Consider the following 15,343-nt stretch of genomic DNA (forward strand, 5'->3'; position numbering starts at 1 on the left):
GCCATCCGGAGGTCTACATCATGATCCTGCCGGCCTTCGGCATCGTCAGCCACGTCATCTCGACCTTCTCGAAAAAGCCGATCTTCGGCTACCTCGGCATGGCCTATGCCATGGTGGCGATCAGCGCGATTGGCTTCGTCGTCTGGGCCCACCACATGTTCACCGTCGGTCTCTCGCTGGATTCGCAACGCTATTTCGCCTTCGCCTCGATGGTCATCGCCGTGCCGACGGGCATCAAGGTCTTTTCATGGCTGGCGACGATGTGGGGCGGATCGATCCGCTTCGCCACGCCCATGCTTTGGGCGATGGGCTTCGTGCTGCTCTTCACCATCGGCGGCGTCACCGGCGTGGTGCTCGCCAATCCGGGCATCGACCGCGTGCTGCACGATACCTACTACGTCATCGCGCATTTCCACTACGTGCTGTCGCTTGGCGCAGCCTTCGCCATCTTTGCCGCCTGGTACTACTGGTTCCCCAAAATGAGCGGCTACACGATGAGCGAGACGCTCGGCAGGCTGCATTTCTGGCTGACCTTCGTCGGCGTCAACCTCGTCTTCTTCCCGCAGCATTTCCTGGGGCTTGCCGGCATGCCGCGTCGTTATGCGGACTATCCGGATGCCTTCGCCGGCTGGAACTTCGTCTCCTCGATCGGCTCCTACATCTCGGCCGCCGGCCTTGCCGTCTTCTTCTTCGCGGTCGCGGAAGCCTTCGCGAGCAAGCGTATTGCCGGGGACAATCCCTGGGGCGCCGGAGCGACCACGCTCGAATGGACCCTCTCTTCTCCACCGCCCTTCCACCAGTTCACGGCACTGCCGCTGATCCGGTAGGAGGGGCGGTGCGGGGGCACCGCCATCAGGCCAGGTGGAACATCGCCTTTGCCAGGAAGACGATCAGGACGACGTGGAAGAACACGCTGAGATGGATGAAGCGGACATGTCTGGACCTGAGCTTGCCGCGCGATCCCAGCGTGACGGCGGTGATGAAATGCACCAGAACGCTAAGCGCAAGCACGATCTTGATCGAAAGCAGCATCGCAAAGCTGCTGGCCAAGGGACGGGCGAGGTCTTCGCGGTACTGCCAGGCCATGAGGGCGCCCGCTGAATAGAGGACCACGATGACGAACGGCATCAGGCGGCGGGCGCGGCGACCGACCTCGGTTTCCACCGTTCGCATGACGTCTCGCCCGACGGGCTTGCGGATGCCTTCGAGGATGAGGACCTCGAAGAAGACGGTTCCGACGAACATGATCGCGGCGAAAAGATGCAGCGTGACGAGAGCGAAATGGGCCATGGCGGGCGAGGTCTCCTGCGTTCCTAGCCTGTGATCGCGCCTTCGTTGGCCGGGCGGGCAAGGGTGGCGAATTTCGCGAGCACGCCGCGCCTGTAGCGGGGTTCGGGCTGCTTCCAGGCGGCGCGGCGTCGTGCGATCTCGGCTGCGTCCACCTCCAGCCGCAGGAGGAGCTTTCGCGCGTCGATGGTGACGATGTCGCCTTCCTCGACGAGCGCGATGGTGCCGCCGACAAAGGCTTCCGGCGCGACATGGCCCACCACCATGCCCCAGGTGCCGCCGGAAAAACGCCCGTCGGTGATGAGGCCGACGCTTTCGCCGAGCCCGCGCCCGACCAGCGCGGCGGTTGGCGCCAGCATTTCCGGCATGCCGGGCCCGCCCCGGGGGCCGAGATAGCGCAACACCAGCACGTCGCCCGGCCTGATCCTGTCGGAGAGGATCGCTTCCATCGCCGACGGCTCGTCGTCGAACACCCGGGCGGGGCCGGTGATGACAGGGCTTTTGAGGCCGGTGATCTTGGCGACGGCCCCGTCCTCGGCGAGATTGCCCTTCAGGATGGCCAGGTGCCCCTCGCGATAGAGCGCCCTGTCGATCGGCATGATGATGTCCTGGTCGGCGCGCGGCGCATCCGGCACGCCGGCAAGCTCCTCGGCCAGCGTCCTGCCGGTGATCGTCAGGCAGTCGCCATGGAGGAGCCCCGCCTTCAGAAGGATCTTCAGCACTTGCGGGATGCCGCCCGCCGCGTGCAGGTCGACCGCCATGTAGCGGCCGGAGGGCTTCAGGTCGCACAGGACCGGGACCTTCCGGCGCACGCGCTCGAAATCGTCCAGCGTCCAGTCGATTCCGGCGGCATGGGCGATGGCGAGATAATGCAGCACCGCATTGGTGGAGCCGCCGATCGCCATGACGAGCGCCACCGCGTTCTCGATCGATCTGCGGGTGACGATGTCGAGGGGCTTGATGCCCTTCTTCACCGCCTCGACCAGAACGCGGCCGGACTGCGCCGCGCTGTCGCGTTTCTCGCGGTCGGGAGCGGCCATGGTGGAGGAATGGAGCAGCGACATGCCGAGCGCCTCGAAGGAGGAGCTCATCGTGTTGGCGGTGTACATCCCGCCGCACGAACCGTTGCAGGGACAGGCGTTGCGTTCGATGCCTTCGAAGTCCTCCTCGCTCATCGAGCCCGCCATGAAGGCACCGACGGCCTCGAAGGCCGAGACGATGGAGAGCTCCTCGCCCTTCCACCGGCCCGGCTTGATCGTGCCGCCATAGACGAAGATCGCCGGCGCGTTGACGCGCAGAATGCCGATCATCCCGCCGGGCATGTTCTTGTCGCAGCCGCCGATGGCAAGGACGCCGTCCATCCATTGGCCCTGTGCGCAGGTCTCGATGCAGTCGGCGATGACCTCGCGCGAGACCAGCGAGTATTTCATGCCTTCCGTCCCCATCGACATGCCGTCGGAGATCGTCGGCGTGCCGAACATCTGCGGGTTGGCGCCCGCCGCCTTGATGGCCGCGGCCGCCGCGTCGGCCAGCGGCTGGAGCCCGGCATTGCAGGGCGTGATGGTGGAATAGCCGTTGGCGATGCCGATCATCGGCTTGTCGAAGTCGGCCTTCTCGTAGCCGAGCGCGTAATACATCGCCCGGTTGGGCGAGCGTGCGACCCCTTGCGTGATGTGCTTCGAGCGTTCGTTGAAAGGCATGGGGAAACCTCGGGAGGAAGACGTGCACCGTTTCGTCGACCGGCGGTGCTGGCGGCCTGCATCCGGTCCTGGAGCATTTCCAGGCGAAGCGAAATCGCTTCGGCGTCGGATAATGCGGCAAAAACAAGAATCTAGAGCATTTCCGGTGAACCGGAGTTCACCGGAAATGCTCTAGGAGGGCGCGCGCTTCGTGACCGGCCGATCGCGATGCGGCAGGTTGATCCAGCCGGGAGGATCGCTGGCCGGAAAGGATTCCCACGACGCCTGCGCGACGGCGTCCCATCCCGGTTCCGGCCCTTCGGTTTCGCTCACGTCGTCGTCCGCGATCTTTGCACGCCGGCGGGTATCCTTCTGCCTGGCCATGACGCTTCTCCTTGTCATTCGGGCGTAAAGATATATTCTATATGTATGTTATTCCTCTGCCGGAAGGAATGCAACGGCGAAAGCCTCTTTCCATCCTTGAAGACCGGGAGAAGCCGCCGGATGCGACTGACCAACTTTTCAGACTACGCGCTGCGCGTCCTGATGCTCGCGGCCGCGCGGGCCGACCGGCTGATCACCATCGAGGAAACCGCCGCCGTCTACGGGATCTCGCGCGCGCATCTGATGAAGGTGGTCAACCAACTCACGCGGGCCGGTTTTCTCAAGGCGGTTCGCGGCCGTTCCGGCGGGCTGACGCTCGCCAGGGCTCCCGGACAGATCAATCTCGGCGACGTCCTGCGTGCGACGGAGCCGGATTTTGCGCTGGTGGAGTGCTTTACCGCCGACAACCATTGCATGCTGACGCCGCGCTGCCGCCTGCGCGGCGTTCTCCACGAAGCGCTTTCGGCATTCATCGTCACCGTCGAGCGCTATACGCTCGCCGACCTCGTCCTCAGCCCCGAGGATTTCGGCCTCCAGCCGGCGGCGTGAGGCGAAAGGCATGGCAGGCGGCTCAACTCGCAGCCGCGACAAAATTGCCCTTGTTTCCCCTCCATAAAAGATACATTCTAAATATATCTTTTATGGAGGCAGACATGGTGCCGGCAAGCGAAGTCGCTGACGGCCGGGTTGGGGCAGGAACGCCTGACCGCGCGGAACGTCTCGAGATGCTCTTTGCGATCTGGAGTCAAGGCCTCGGGACTTGCCCGGCCTGGTTGGTCACGGAACTCGGGGAGTGCGAACGCGCGGACCGTGCGCCCGTCATAAATGAGGACGGGCGCGCCATGGATGATATCCCCACAAAGATCGAGCAGAGGTGAGCTTCATGCCGCGCAACTTCCAGGAATACGTCCGCCCCAGGGACGATGCCGAACGTGTCCGTCTGGAATCGCTCGTGCGCGCGGATTACGACCGCTCTCATCCGGGCGACACCTTCGACGACATGAAGCGGCGCGCCGTCTTCGCCCGGGAGGACAGGGGCCTTTACCGGGACTGGCTCGCCATCGCGGCGGCCCGCTCGGCCGGACTTTCCGCGCGAGCCGCCGCGAATGAATTTCCGATCGCTGCGGAATAGGCGCAACCACCTCGAAGCGCGGGCGTTGGCTCGATATGCAGGCGGAAATGGATAGCGTCGCGGAAAAGCTGCGCGCCGAGGTTTTCTCGGCGGTAGTGCTCTGTGGAAGGCGCAGTTGCAAGCCTTCTGTGGTACGCATGATGATATGTCGAATTTTGCAACAGAATCTGGCCCCTCGTAGATAGTCGAAGAGAATTTCGCAAGCCCTCTTGCCGAACGTCATGTGCGGTCTGCATGTTGAGGGCCGATGAACATAGGAGGCGCCCATGTCGAGCACGATGCAGATAGGTTCCCTGGCGAGAGCTTGGCTTGTTTTGCTGGGAGCGATCATCGTTGCCGCAGGGCTTTTCTTCACCGTCGCGGGCGGCAGGCTCGCATCGCTTGGTGGCAGTTTCTATTTCGTTGTCGCGGGCGTTTTCCTTCTCTCCTCCGGCTTTCTCATCGCTCGCCGCAGGCCGTCCGGCGCCCTGCTGTTCGGCCTCGTTTTCCTTGTGACGGTCGCGTGGGCGCTGTGGGACGTTGGCCTTACCTTTTGGCCGTTGAACTCGCGCCTCCTGGCGCTTTGCGTCGGCGCCACCGTGGTGGCGCTCTCCTATCCGGCGCTGAGGCTGTCGGTGGGCCTCTCGCCGGTCCGGGGGCCGTCTCTCGCGCTCGCCGCGGTGCTGGCGCTCGCCTCCGCCGGCGGCATGGCCGGCATGTTCGTGCCGCATCCGCCCGTCGCCTTCTCCGGCACGCCGGAAGCGCTCACCAAGGTCGATCCAACGAACGAACAGAAGAACTGGGAGGCCTATGGCAATACGTCCGGCGGCAGCCGGTTCGTCGCCCTCGACCAGATCACCCGGGACAATATCGCCGATCTCAAGGTCGCCTGGACCTACCATACCGGCGACACGCCGATCAGCCCCGACGCCAACGGCGCGGAAGACCAGCAGACCCCCTTGCAGGTGGGCGAGCGCGTCTTCCTCTGCACGCCGCACAACAACGTCATCGCGCTTGATGCCGATACGGGCAAGGAGATCTGGAAAACCGAGATCAACGCCAAGTCGTCGGTCTGGATGCGTTGCCGCGGCCTTGCCTATTTCGATGCGACCCGGCCGCTCGTCCAGCCGACGGCGGCGGGCGCAACACCGGTGACGGACGTCACCGTTGCCGAAGGCGCGCTTTGCCAGCGCCGCATCCTTATGAACACGATCACCGCCGAACTGATCGCGCTCGACGCCGACACCGGCGCGTTCTGCACGGGTTTCGGCACCAACGGCCGCGTCGACCTGAAGATTGGCCTCGGCGACGCGCCCGATCCGAGCTACGTGCTGACCTCCGCCCCCACGCTCGCCGGCACCACCCTTGTGGTCGGCGGCCGTATCGCCGACAATGTGCAGGTCGACATGCCGGGTGGCGTCATGCGCGGCTTCGACGTCGTGACAGGCGAGCTGCGCTGGGCCTTCGACCCCGGCAATCCTGATATCAACACGTTGCCGGCGGAAGGCCGGACCTATACGCGCTCGACGCCGAACGTCTGGGCCTCCATGTCCTACGATCCGGCATCCAACACCGTATTCATGCCGGTCGGCAGCCCCTCCGTCGACCTTTACGGGGCGACCCGTACGGAACTCGACCACAAATACGGCGCCTCGATGCTGGCGCTCGACGCCACGACAGGCCGCGAAAAATGGGTCTACCAGACTGTTCACAACGACCTCTGGGACTTCGACGTGCCGATGCAACCCTCCTTCATAGACTTCCCGAAGGCGGACGGAACGACGGTTCCCGCGCTGGTGTTCGGCACCAAGGCGGGGCAAATCTATGTCCTCGATCGCGCCACCGGCCAAGCTCTTACCAAGGTCGAGGACGTGCCGGTCAAGCCGGGCACGATCCCGAACGAGCCCTATTCCGCCACGCAGAAGCTTTCGGTCGGCATGCCGCAGATCGGCGCTCAGACGCTGACGGAGAGCGACATGTGGGGCGCCACGCCGTTCGACCAGCTCCTGTGCCGCATCGCCTTCAAAAGCATGCGTTATGACGGCGTCTACACCGTGCCGGGGACGGATCTTGCGCTGAACTTTCCCGGCTCCCTCGGCGGCATGAACTGGGGCGGCATCTCCACCGATCCCGTGACCAATACGATCTTCGTCAACGACATGCGCTTGGGCCTGTGGATCCGGATGGTGGAAGCAGCACCCAGCGAGGCGGTCGCCAGCGGCGGTGAATCGGTCAATACCGGCATGGGCGTCGTGCCGATGAAGGGCACGCCCTATGCGGTCGACAAGAACCGGTTCCTCTCGGCGCTCGGTATCCCTTGCCAGGCACCGCCCTTCGGAACGATCACCGCGATCGACATGAAGACTCAAGGCATCAAGTGGCAGGTGCCTGTCGGCACGGTCGAGGACACGGGCCCGCTCGGCATCAAGATGGGCCTGCCCATCCCGATCGGGATGCCGACGCTCGGCGGCACGCTCGCCACGCAAGGCGGTCTCGTTTTCATCGCGGGAACCCAGGATTACTATCTGCGCGCCTTCGATAGCGCGACAGGCAGGGAGGTGTGGAAAGCACGCCTGCCCGTGGGCAGCCAGGGCGGACCGATGAGCTACAAGTCGCCGAAGACCGGCAAGCAGTATATCGTCATCTCCGCTGGCGGCGCGCGCCAGTCCCCCGACCGCGGCGACTATGTGATCGCCTATGCCTTGCCGTGATCTGTCCCGGGAGTCTGACGGCCCTTTCCATGCTGCTTCCGGCTCTGGGATCCGTCCTCTTGTCCGTCGGGTTTGGAGGCATCGCTTCTTATACCCCGGATCGCTCCGCAAGCCAGCGCAGGCCTCCCTCGGTAACAGCATCGTAGACTGCCCGCCCCAGGGAGAGGCCAATATCGGTATGAAGTCCGGCGAACGGCATCTTCGTGCCTTCGCAAGGGTACGCGACAACGATGCAATCGGTTCCTGTGCCGGTCACGATGCGCCCGCTGCGCACGAGACCGAGATCCATCACGGCGGCGGTGCGGGCCTCGGTGGCGATCGAAAGCGCCTCCAATTGTGCTGCTTCGGACAAGGACGCATCGACATGGGCGAGTAGGTTGATCGTGCCGATGGGGGTGCTGCTATCGAAGGGCTCGCCGATCCGGCCGGCATTGGAAAGGCCGACCGTGGCAAGGCACGAAGATGTAATGTCGCCCGCGGCGGCGCTCGCCAGATGATGATGGGCGAGATCGCGCGATGTCATGAGATGCACGGCCTCGGCGTGTCCTTCTTGGCTCATGCGTTCGCGCAAGAGTTCGACGGGATCGACATAGAGAGGCAAATCCCCGTCCCGAACCTCGAGCCAAACCACGGAACGCGAGACGACGAACCCCGGACGGGTCAGCGACCAGCTCAGCATGGTCTGCGGCGCATCGAAAGCCGCAACGAGAAAAGGGGGATGCCTGCGGATCGAGAAGGCGTGGTTCCGCGCGTTGCCCACCGTTTCAATGACCGGGTGCATCGTCGTCTGCTGTCGCTGTGTCGGACACCTTGTCGAAAACCTCGCGCCACAGGACGACCAGCTCGCCATAGGCATGGCTGGCGAACCGCTCGGCCAGACGATGCTGCTGGCGCAGCGTCAGGCGCAACGTCGCGCGGCCGAAGCGGTCCGACGGCGCGGTGAACGCGGCCGGCTCCAGCTTGCGGCCTAGCGCATCCAGCACGGCCTTGCGCAGCAGGGGCAGGTCGGGCCGGGCGAATTGGTCGTAGAGCGCCTGAAAGCGGGCATGGTCGTCGATGTCGAATTCCGTGTCTTCCCCCATGCCGTCCATGACCGGATTGGCCGGATGAAGATAGCCGAGCGGCACCAGATGGTCCGGGATTGGCGTGTTGGCCGAGTGGGTACGGCCCGATTTCAGGAGTTGCGGCAGGAGATGGGTGTGCGGGCCGGGCGGCGAGACGCCGCCGGTATCCGGCCCGCCGATCTTCTGGAACACCTCCACGCGGCCGATCCGCGTCAGCGCCACGCGGTGCGGATGGGCCTTGAGGATCGCGCCGCCGGCCGGGTTCGCCGGGTCGAACAGGCTGCGCCCGGCATTTTCGCGCAGGAGGGCGAGGAGATCGGGGTCCTCGGTGCGGATGCAGAAATCGCATTGCGGCAAGGCAAGGCCCATGTCGAAGAGAACCGCCTTGCGATCCGCAGGACGAACCGCCTCCTCGTCCGACCCGAGTTCCGCAAGGGTGTCGCGCCGGTTTCCGGCAGCTTCCCTGGGGGGCAGGCAGAGCGCGAGGGCATGGCTCCAGCGATGCGCTTTCGGGCTCAGCGTCTCGTAGGCGACGGGTTCGATGCGGTCCACCGTCGCTGCATTCAGGCGGATCGCGCCGCGGCGGGTCGCGCGCGCGAAGAGCCCTGGTGCATCCGCCTCCAGGTATTCGCCCTTTTCCTGATGGAACTCCGCGACGGCGCCGAAGGAGCCCATGCTCCAGCTCGCCCTCTCGTCGACGAGGTGGCTTTGCAGAATATCCCGGAGCTCAGCCATGGTCGTTTTCATCCTTCTTCTGCGACAGGTCGACAGGCTGCACGATCAGGCCGCTGGCGGCGGCGCCGATGAACGCCTCGACCGAATAGACATCTTCCAGAGTTCGGGCCGTCAGCACGGCCTCCGGCAGGCCTGTGGCATGGCCGCGGCCGCCATGCAGCAGGAGCAAGCAGTCGCACCAGCGTGCGGCGAGCGTCAGGTCGTGCATCGACGCAATGACGATGCGGCCTTCCGCAGCCAGTTCCCTGAAGAGCCGCATCAGGGCGATCTGGTGGTGCGGATCGAGCCCGGCCAGCGGTTCGTCCGCAAGCAGCACCGGCGTTTCCTGGGCAAGCGCCCGGGCAATGAGGACGCGTGCCCGCTCGCCGCCGGAAAGGCTGGTGACGGCGCGGTGGCGGAAGGGGATGAGGTCCATGCGCACGAGCGCTGCCTCGATCGCTGCTTCGTCGCGCTGCGAGGGCGCGGCGAAGCGCGCGTGATGCGGCAGCCGCCCGAGCGCCACCACGGCCTCTACGCTCATCGCCCAGGCGGTCTCACGTTCTTGTGGCAGGTAGGCGAGGTGGCGAGCTCGCTCGGATGGCTTGAGAGCGGTAAGATTGACGCCGTCGAGATGGAGGGTGCCGCTTGCCGGGACAAGGCCGAGGCAGGCGCGCAGGAACGTCGATTTGCCGGCACCGTTCGGGCCGATGAGGCCGGTGACGCTGCCTTTGCCGACCACAAGCGACACGCCGTCCACGACCCGCTTGCCAGAAAGCGTCGCTGACAGGTTTGCGACGGTGAGAACGCTCACAGCGCGGTCCTCCTGTGCGACCAGACGAGCCAGAAGAAGAACGGTGCGCCGACGACAGCCGTCAGCACGCCGAGCTTGATGTCGCGATCCGGCGCGATGACACGCACGAGAATGTCGGCGGCAAGCAGCAGGGCAGCACCGCCCAGCGCGCTTGCCGGCAGAAGTCGTGACGGTTGTGAACCGACGAGGGGACGCAGCACATGCGGCACGACGAGGCCGACGAAGCCGATGGCGCCCGAAACCGCGGTAGCGGCCCCAACCGAGAGTGCCGTGCCGACGATCGCAAGCCATTGCACGCGCCTGAGATCGACACCCATGCTCGCAGCGGCGTCGGGGCCGAGGGCGAGCGCATCGAGCGCCCGGCCGAGGCGAAGCAGCAGCAGCCAGCCGATCGCCGTAAAGGGCAGCATTAGCCAGACATGGGGCATCGAGCGGTCGGTGAGAGAGCCGAGCATCCAGAACATGATTTCCATTGCCGCGAAGGGATTGGGCGAGAGGTTCAGCACCAGCGAGGTCGTCGCGCCGGCAAGACTGGAAATGGCGATGCCGGTGAGAATGACGACCAGAGGCCGTCCATTCCCACCCGCCATTGCGGTGAGGACGAGAACGGCCAGCATCGCGCCCGCGAGCGCCATGAGCGGCAGAGCGAGCACGAAAAGCGCGGAAAGGCCGGTATAGATGGCGATGACGGCGCCAAGCGAAGCCGAGGCGCTGACGCCGATCAGCCCCGGTTCGGCCAGTGGATTGCGCAGATACCCCTGCAGCGCCGCCCCGGAAAGGCCGAGCGTCGCGCCGACCAGCAAGCCGAGCACGGCGCGGGGCAGGCGGATTTCGCGCATCACCAGAACCAGCAACTCTTCGCCGCCACCGAAGAGCGCGCGAAAGCTGTCGGAAAAGCTGACATCGGCCGGACCGATGGTGAGCGAGAGGAGAAAGAGTGCGAGGGTCACCGCCGCCAGGACAGCAATGGTGGTGCGGTAATGGGAGTGGATCGTCATGGCGCTGTTTCCTTAGTCCGGCGCGCGGCGTCCTGGAGCATACGGGCGGCCTCAAGGGTGAACGGCCCGCCACAGACGGTCAGCCGGTTTTCGAGCGGCGCCTCGGCGATGGCGGAAACGAGCGCGCGATAGGCCGGATGGGCAAAGTTCTGCTCGGCGAGAGCAGGCCCTTCGGCCTCCGAGCGACCGCCGGCCATCAGTTCGGGGTTGGAGAGCACAAGCAATTCCAGCGGCAGGCGGGCGGTTCCCGCCATGCCCAGCGTCTCAGCAATGTTGTCGAGGCCGGCGCGTTTCACCACTTCGGAGACGAGCGTGCCGGAACCGGCCGTGTAGCCGTTGGCGAAATAGAGAGCCGTGCGCAGCCGCGGCGTCTCGCTGACTGCGAGCGCCTCGATCTGCGCATCCATGCCGGCAACCAGCGCCTTCGCCCGCTCGGGATTGCCAAGCAGGTCGCCCATGCGGGCAAGGTTCGCACGAACCTCGTCGAGGGACGCTTCGGGTGGGAATTCCTCGACGCGGAAGCCGAGCCGGCGCAATAGCGAGACGGTTGTGCGCGTCGAGTAGGTGCCCGCGAGCACGAGGTCGGGCTTCATCAGGAAGATTTCCTCCGCCAGCCCGTGATTGACGGCATAGGCACGGGCTTCCTCCGCCATGGCCGAGGTGCCGGCGTCGCGCGCCAGATAGGAGACCGAGACAAGCTGGCCGGGCCGCGCGACGAGCATGGCCAGCTGGTCCGTGCAGACGTTCATCGACACGACCCGCCCGGGAAGGGCGTCGGCACGGACGGCCGGGACCGGCCAGAGGAGGCCGGCAAGGATCATCGCATGCCAACGCCTGCCGCCCATCAGAAGGTCGCCTTCATGCCGGCGAAGGCCGTGAGACCCGGCGTGTTGAAGCCGTAGACTTCCTGGTAGTCGCGGTCGAACAGGTTGTCGATCCGGCCGAAGATCTCCATCGTCTCGTTGACCTTGAAGCTGCCGCCGACATTGACGACCGTGTAGCCGCCGAGCGTGACGCGCGGCGGAACGAAGGTGGCGAAGACCGCATCCTCCATCTTGCCGTTGAATACCGCCTCGGCGAAGACGCGCGCCCGGTCGTCATGGAACAGATAGGCCGCGTTCAGCGAGCCCGTATGGCGCGGGCGGCGCACTTCCGCAAGGCGCGGCCCGCCGGCCACCGTCTGCTCGCTCGCGTCGGTATAGGTATAGGCGCCCCCCATCGTGAAGCCGTTGAAGAAATCGACGGTCGCGGAAACCTCGACGCCCTGCCGGCGGCTTTCGCCGTTGCGATTGACCGGCGTCGACGTGAAGTCGGGATTGTAGACCGTGGCGATCTCGTTTTCGAGGTTCTGGTTGAAATAGGTGACGTCGACGACGAGGCCGCCGTCGAAGAAGCTTTTCTCCACGCCGACGTCCCAGCCGAGGCTTTCCTCCGGCTTGAGGTTCGGGTTGCCCCTGAACGTGCCGGGGATATAGCCGAACTGCTCGTAGAAGGTGGGGTTGGTCACGGCCGTGCCGATGGAGGCATGGAGCCGCGTTTCCGCTTCCGGGATCTGCCAGGCGGCGCTCACCGTCCAGGTCGCGGCATCCGAGAAGGCGTCGTTCCAGTCCTGCCGGGCGCCGGCGTTGAGATAGAACTGGTCGAAGAACTCACCGCGATATTCGCCGATCAGCGAATGGGCGATGCGGCTGAAGGTCTCGGCAAGATGCGAGGGCGAGAAGGTCTCGCGCTGCCATTCGTAGCCGGCGGTCACCTGATTGACCTGATTTTCCAGCGCGTCGTAGCGATAGGAGGCCTGGTAGGTCGCGTTGTAGCGGTTGCCGTCGTTCCAGCTGTCGCCGAAGTCCTCGGAGTGGTTGAAGCGATGGATGTCGTTGCCGGAAAAGCGTGCCTTCTGTGTCAGCGCGCCGTCGTGCGCGGTGTTGGTAAGGCCGATCGAGCCGAAGAACTCCCGGCTTTTCATGTAATCGTCCGCATCATATGTCATTGCGGTGTCGTAGTGCTGCGGATCCAGATCGCTGCGGCGGTTGACGTAGCGCAGCGTGCCGTCCACCACTGTATCGGGCGACAGATCTACGGTGAATTTCCCGTTCAGCGTGCCGTTGCGGTCGCCGTCGTCTTCCTTCCCGATGTCGGAAATGTTGAAACCTTCCGAACGGCGCAGGACGCCGGCGAGCGAATAGTCGAAATTTTCGCCGCCGCCGCGTGTGGAGAGCGCGCCCATCACCGTGCCATCCGTACCGACTTCTGTCCGGGCCGTGGATTTGGTTGAGTTGCGCTCGCCTTTTTTTGTGGTGATGTTGATGACGCCGGACATGGCGTTGGCGCCCCAGAAGGTGCTCTGCGGGCCACGCAGGATCTCGATGCGATCGATATCGTCGGCAAGCAGGCTGCCGAAGTCGAATTCGCCCTGGCCATTGTCATTGACCTCGACGCCGTCGATGACGACAAGCACTTGATTGCCTTCCGCGCCGCGCACGCGCACCTGCGTCAGGCCACCGTAGGGCCCTGTCTGCGATACGGCAAAACCCGGCACGAACCGAAGCGCATCCGCCACGTAGCGAACCTGGTTCTTCTCGATCTCTTTGCCGGTGATGACGGTGACGGCGCGACCGGACTTTCTGAGTTCCACCGAGGTGAGACCGTCGGCAATCACGATCTCGTCGAGCATGGTCGGCGTTTCGGTTGCTGGCTGATCCTGCGCCAGGACGGGCTGACACCATACGATCGCAAGCAGGGAAGCCCCTGCCAGATAGGTCTTCATATTTCCCCCACGGCAGGCTGATCCCTGCACGGTTACCAACCGCGGGCGAGTGAGGATTTCCGGAGAGCTGACGCTTCCATAAACCGTCCATCGACGCGGCGACATCTTCGACAATGTCACCGCTACGGACGGCCGCGCCCGGACACTCCCCGTATCCTGGCATGGGTGACCGGCACAGGCAGGTCTCCTGACTTCCGCGTCATCGCTTGTCCCGCCTTCCCGCGCGTTCGCGCAGTGGCATCATGAGGCAAGCTCGGCGGTTACAGTTGCGGGGGCAGTCACGGTTTCGGCCCCTGATGGGTAGTCCTCACCGTGTTCCCTTTTCATCCGTCATGCTGACGGAACCTATTCCGTGGCCAAGCTTATCGGCGGCCTAAAGTTGGGTCAAGGGATGCATGGCATTTCCCACAGTCTGGACCATTTTGCGCTCATATGATTGCGCTGGCCGGACTGCCGGTTCGCCATCGCGATCCGTTCGACGCAGGTCACCGGTAGAGAGGCAGCCGCTCCATCCATTCAGCCCGCCTGCACATTCCCAGCCGGAAGTCGTCCAGGCGCGCTCAGGAGAATCAACATGACATCGCCCGCAGGGTTATCTTGCGATATCCCAGGAGGTGCCGTGGATACCGGTCACGCCGCTTGGGTCCTCGCCGTAATAAACTGTGAAAAAGCCCCCCTCTTCCGTAGCAATGGTCGCAGGGTAGCCGAGGTTCTTGTTTGGCATCGCACCGCGAATGCAGAACGTCCTGGCGATATCCCAGGACTTTCCCTCGTCATTCGACAATACGGCCCTAATTCCGAAATCGGGAAAACGCCAACCATACGTCATCAGAATTCGACCGTCATGGAGCTGCAGTAAGTGGGCCGGGTAGCCTTTGATCGGCAGGGGAACCGGTGCAGTCCAGGACAGACCGCCATTCATCGATTCCGCCTGATGAAGGGAGCGTGTCGCATTGTCCCTGAGAACAAGAAGCAACTTTCCCGACCTACACGCCAACAATGCGGGCTCTTCGAATTCATGCGCGTCGCCATGAGCGATCGCCGCGGGCGGATACCAGCTTCTACCGGCGTCAATGCTTTCAACGGAAAAAACCTGGCGGTAGTTGGGAACGTCGCTCAGGGGCAGGAGAATCCTGCCATCGTGAAGTTCGACGGCACCGCGCATTCCGTAGCCGCCGGTTCGCGGCGATGTGTCGATTTCAACCTCGTCACCGAAAGTCATCCCGCAATCGTCGGAAAAATGGACGAAGGTACGACCGCCGCCGCGGACCCACGGAGCAACATGCTCGAACATTTCCGGTGGCATATTTTCGGCGGTGTGCTCGGGGGAGAGCTGCCAGCCCTTCATGAATGCCTTGGGGTAGGTGAGGCCCGCCTGATCGATGCGCCGTCGGGCCTTTTCTAAGGGTAGCCATTCGAATTGCCATTGATTGAGCATCAAGCGGCCATCGGACAACACGGTAAGCCCGGCACATTCGGTGCCAGACCGGTTGTAATCGGGAACCACCAGAGGAGCGCTCCACGAACGGCCCTGATCCCGCGAGCGAATGATGACATTGTGATAGAGCGGCTCTTCAGGGGGATGCAGTACAAACGGTCTACGTGGGGCACGATTGAAGACGACGACCCAGGCGCCATCCGGTGCAACAACAATGTGCGGATGCGCGCAATAGGCGTATGCCTCGCTATGAACCACGCCATGGCGAGCGTCGGAAACGTCGACCAATCCATGCTGCGCTTTCTCACTCATGGCCGCGCCGTCCTGATTGTTTGTGGTTCCTTGGATGAGAAAGCATGCCGGGTGCCGGTACAAATCGTCG

At 64.3% G+C, this 15,343-nt stretch carries 14 protein-coding genes and 1 riboswitch; of the genes, 4 read left to right on the top strand and 10 right to left on the bottom strand.

Features of this window, described 5'->3' with window-relative positions:
* On the top strand, positions 1 to 827 hold an 827-nt coding region (locus tag AB3G45_RS29105; protein ID WP_367834014.1), incomplete at its 5' end, for a cbb3-type cytochrome c oxidase subunit I.
* A 25-nt stretch (positions 828 to 852) separates the two neighbouring features.
* Here the strand turns inward: AB3G45_RS29105 and AB3G45_RS29110 are convergent.
* From AB3G45_RS29110 to AB3G45_RS29120, 3 genes are all read right to left on the bottom strand, one after another.
* Positions 853 to 1,290: a CopD family copper resistance protein gene (locus AB3G45_RS29110; protein WP_367834015.1), complete on the bottom strand. Its 438-nt coding sequence runs from the start codon at positions 1,288 to 1,290 to the stop codon at positions 853 to 855.
* Between the two features lie 23 nt (positions 1,291 to 1,313).
* The gene (gene ilvD, locus AB3G45_RS29115; RefSeq protein ID WP_367834016.1) at positions 1,314 to 2,987 is read right to left on the bottom strand and encodes a dihydroxy-acid dehydratase; all 1,674 of its coding nucleotides are present in this window, start codon (positions 2,985 to 2,987) and stop codon (positions 1,314 to 1,316) included.
* Positions 2,988 to 3,158: 171 nt separating this feature from the next.
* Complete coding sequence (locus AB3G45_RS29120; RefSeq protein WP_367834017.1) at positions 3,159 to 3,350, bottom strand: hypothetical protein; 192 nt, start codon at positions 3,348 to 3,350, stop codon at positions 3,159 to 3,161.
* A gap of 120 nt (positions 3,351 to 3,470) precedes the next feature.
* On the opposite strand from AB3G45_RS29120, the gene AB3G45_RS29125 reads away from it, so the two are divergent.
* The 3 genes from AB3G45_RS29125 (at position 3,471) to AB3G45_RS29135 (ending at position 7,172) form a co-directional block, all read left to right on the top strand.
* On the top strand, positions 3,471 to 3,899 hold the full coding sequence (locus tag AB3G45_RS29125; RefSeq protein ID WP_367834018.1) for an Rrf2 family transcriptional regulator: 429 nt from the start codon (positions 3,471 to 3,473) through the stop codon (positions 3,897 to 3,899).
* Between the two features lie 334 nt (positions 3,900 to 4,233).
* On the top strand, positions 4,234 to 4,482 hold the full coding sequence (locus AB3G45_RS29130) for a hypothetical protein (RefSeq protein ID WP_367834019.1): 249 nt from the start codon (positions 4,234 to 4,236) through the stop codon (positions 4,480 to 4,482).
* A 266-nt stretch (positions 4,483 to 4,748) separates the two neighbouring features.
* Positions 4,749 to 7,172 carry a glucose/quinate/shikimate family membrane-bound PQQ-dependent dehydrogenase gene (locus tag AB3G45_RS29135; RefSeq protein ID WP_367834020.1) on the top strand — a complete coding sequence of 808 codons (2,424 nt, stop codon included), beginning with the start codon at positions 4,749 to 4,751 and terminating at the stop codon, positions 7,170 to 7,172.
* An 88-nt stretch (positions 7,173 to 7,260) separates the two neighbouring features.
* Here AB3G45_RS29135 and AB3G45_RS29140 read toward each other — a convergent pair whose 3' ends face one another.
* The 7 genes from AB3G45_RS29140 to AB3G45_RS29170 form a co-directional block, all read right to left on the bottom strand.
* Positions 7,261 to 7,953: an adenosylcobinamide amidohydrolase gene (locus AB3G45_RS29140; protein WP_367834021.1), complete on the bottom strand. Its 693-nt coding sequence runs from the start codon at positions 7,951 to 7,953 to the stop codon at positions 7,261 to 7,263.
* A complete protein-coding gene (locus tag AB3G45_RS29145) occupies positions 7,937 to 8,971 on the bottom strand; it encodes a hypothetical protein (RefSeq protein WP_367834022.1) in 1,035 nt (344 codons plus the stop codon). Before AB3G45_RS29145 ends, AB3G45_RS29140 begins: the two co-directional genes overlap by 17 nt.
* Entirely contained in the window at positions 8,964 to 9,761 is a 798-nt protein-coding gene (locus tag AB3G45_RS29150; protein WP_367834023.1) for an ABC transporter ATP-binding protein, read from the bottom strand. Before AB3G45_RS29150 ends, AB3G45_RS29145 begins: the two co-directional genes overlap by 8 nt.
* Complete coding sequence (locus tag AB3G45_RS29155) at positions 9,758 to 10,759, bottom strand: FecCD family ABC transporter permease (RefSeq protein ID WP_367834024.1); 1,002 nt, start codon at positions 10,757 to 10,759, stop codon at positions 9,758 to 9,760. Before AB3G45_RS29155 ends, AB3G45_RS29150 begins: the two co-directional genes overlap by 4 nt.
* Positions 10,756 to 11,604, bottom strand: coding sequence for an ABC transporter substrate-binding protein (locus tag AB3G45_RS29160; RefSeq protein ID WP_367834025.1), 849 nt, complete (start codon positions 11,602 to 11,604; stop codon positions 10,756 to 10,758). Before AB3G45_RS29160 ends, AB3G45_RS29155 begins: the two co-directional genes overlap by 4 nt.
* Complete coding sequence (locus tag AB3G45_RS29165) at positions 11,604 to 13,523, bottom strand: TonB-dependent receptor plug domain-containing protein (protein ID WP_367834026.1); 1,920 nt, start codon at positions 13,521 to 13,523, stop codon at positions 11,604 to 11,606. Before AB3G45_RS29165 ends, AB3G45_RS29160 begins: the two co-directional genes overlap by 1 nt.
* 159 nt (positions 13,524 to 13,682) lie before the next feature.
* Positions 13,683 to 13,887, bottom strand: a riboswitch (cobalamin riboswitch).
* Positions 13,888 to 14,115: 228 nt separating this feature from the next.
* Positions 14,116 to 15,273, bottom strand: coding sequence for a sialidase family protein (locus AB3G45_RS29170; protein WP_367834027.1), 1,158 nt, complete (start codon positions 15,271 to 15,273; stop codon positions 14,116 to 14,118).
* Positions 15,274 to 15,343 lie beyond the last annotated feature (70 nt).

It is taken from the genome of Shinella sp. S4-D37 (assembly GCF_040812195.1).
GTDB lineage: Bacteria > Pseudomonadota > Alphaproteobacteria > Rhizobiales > Rhizobiaceae > Shinella.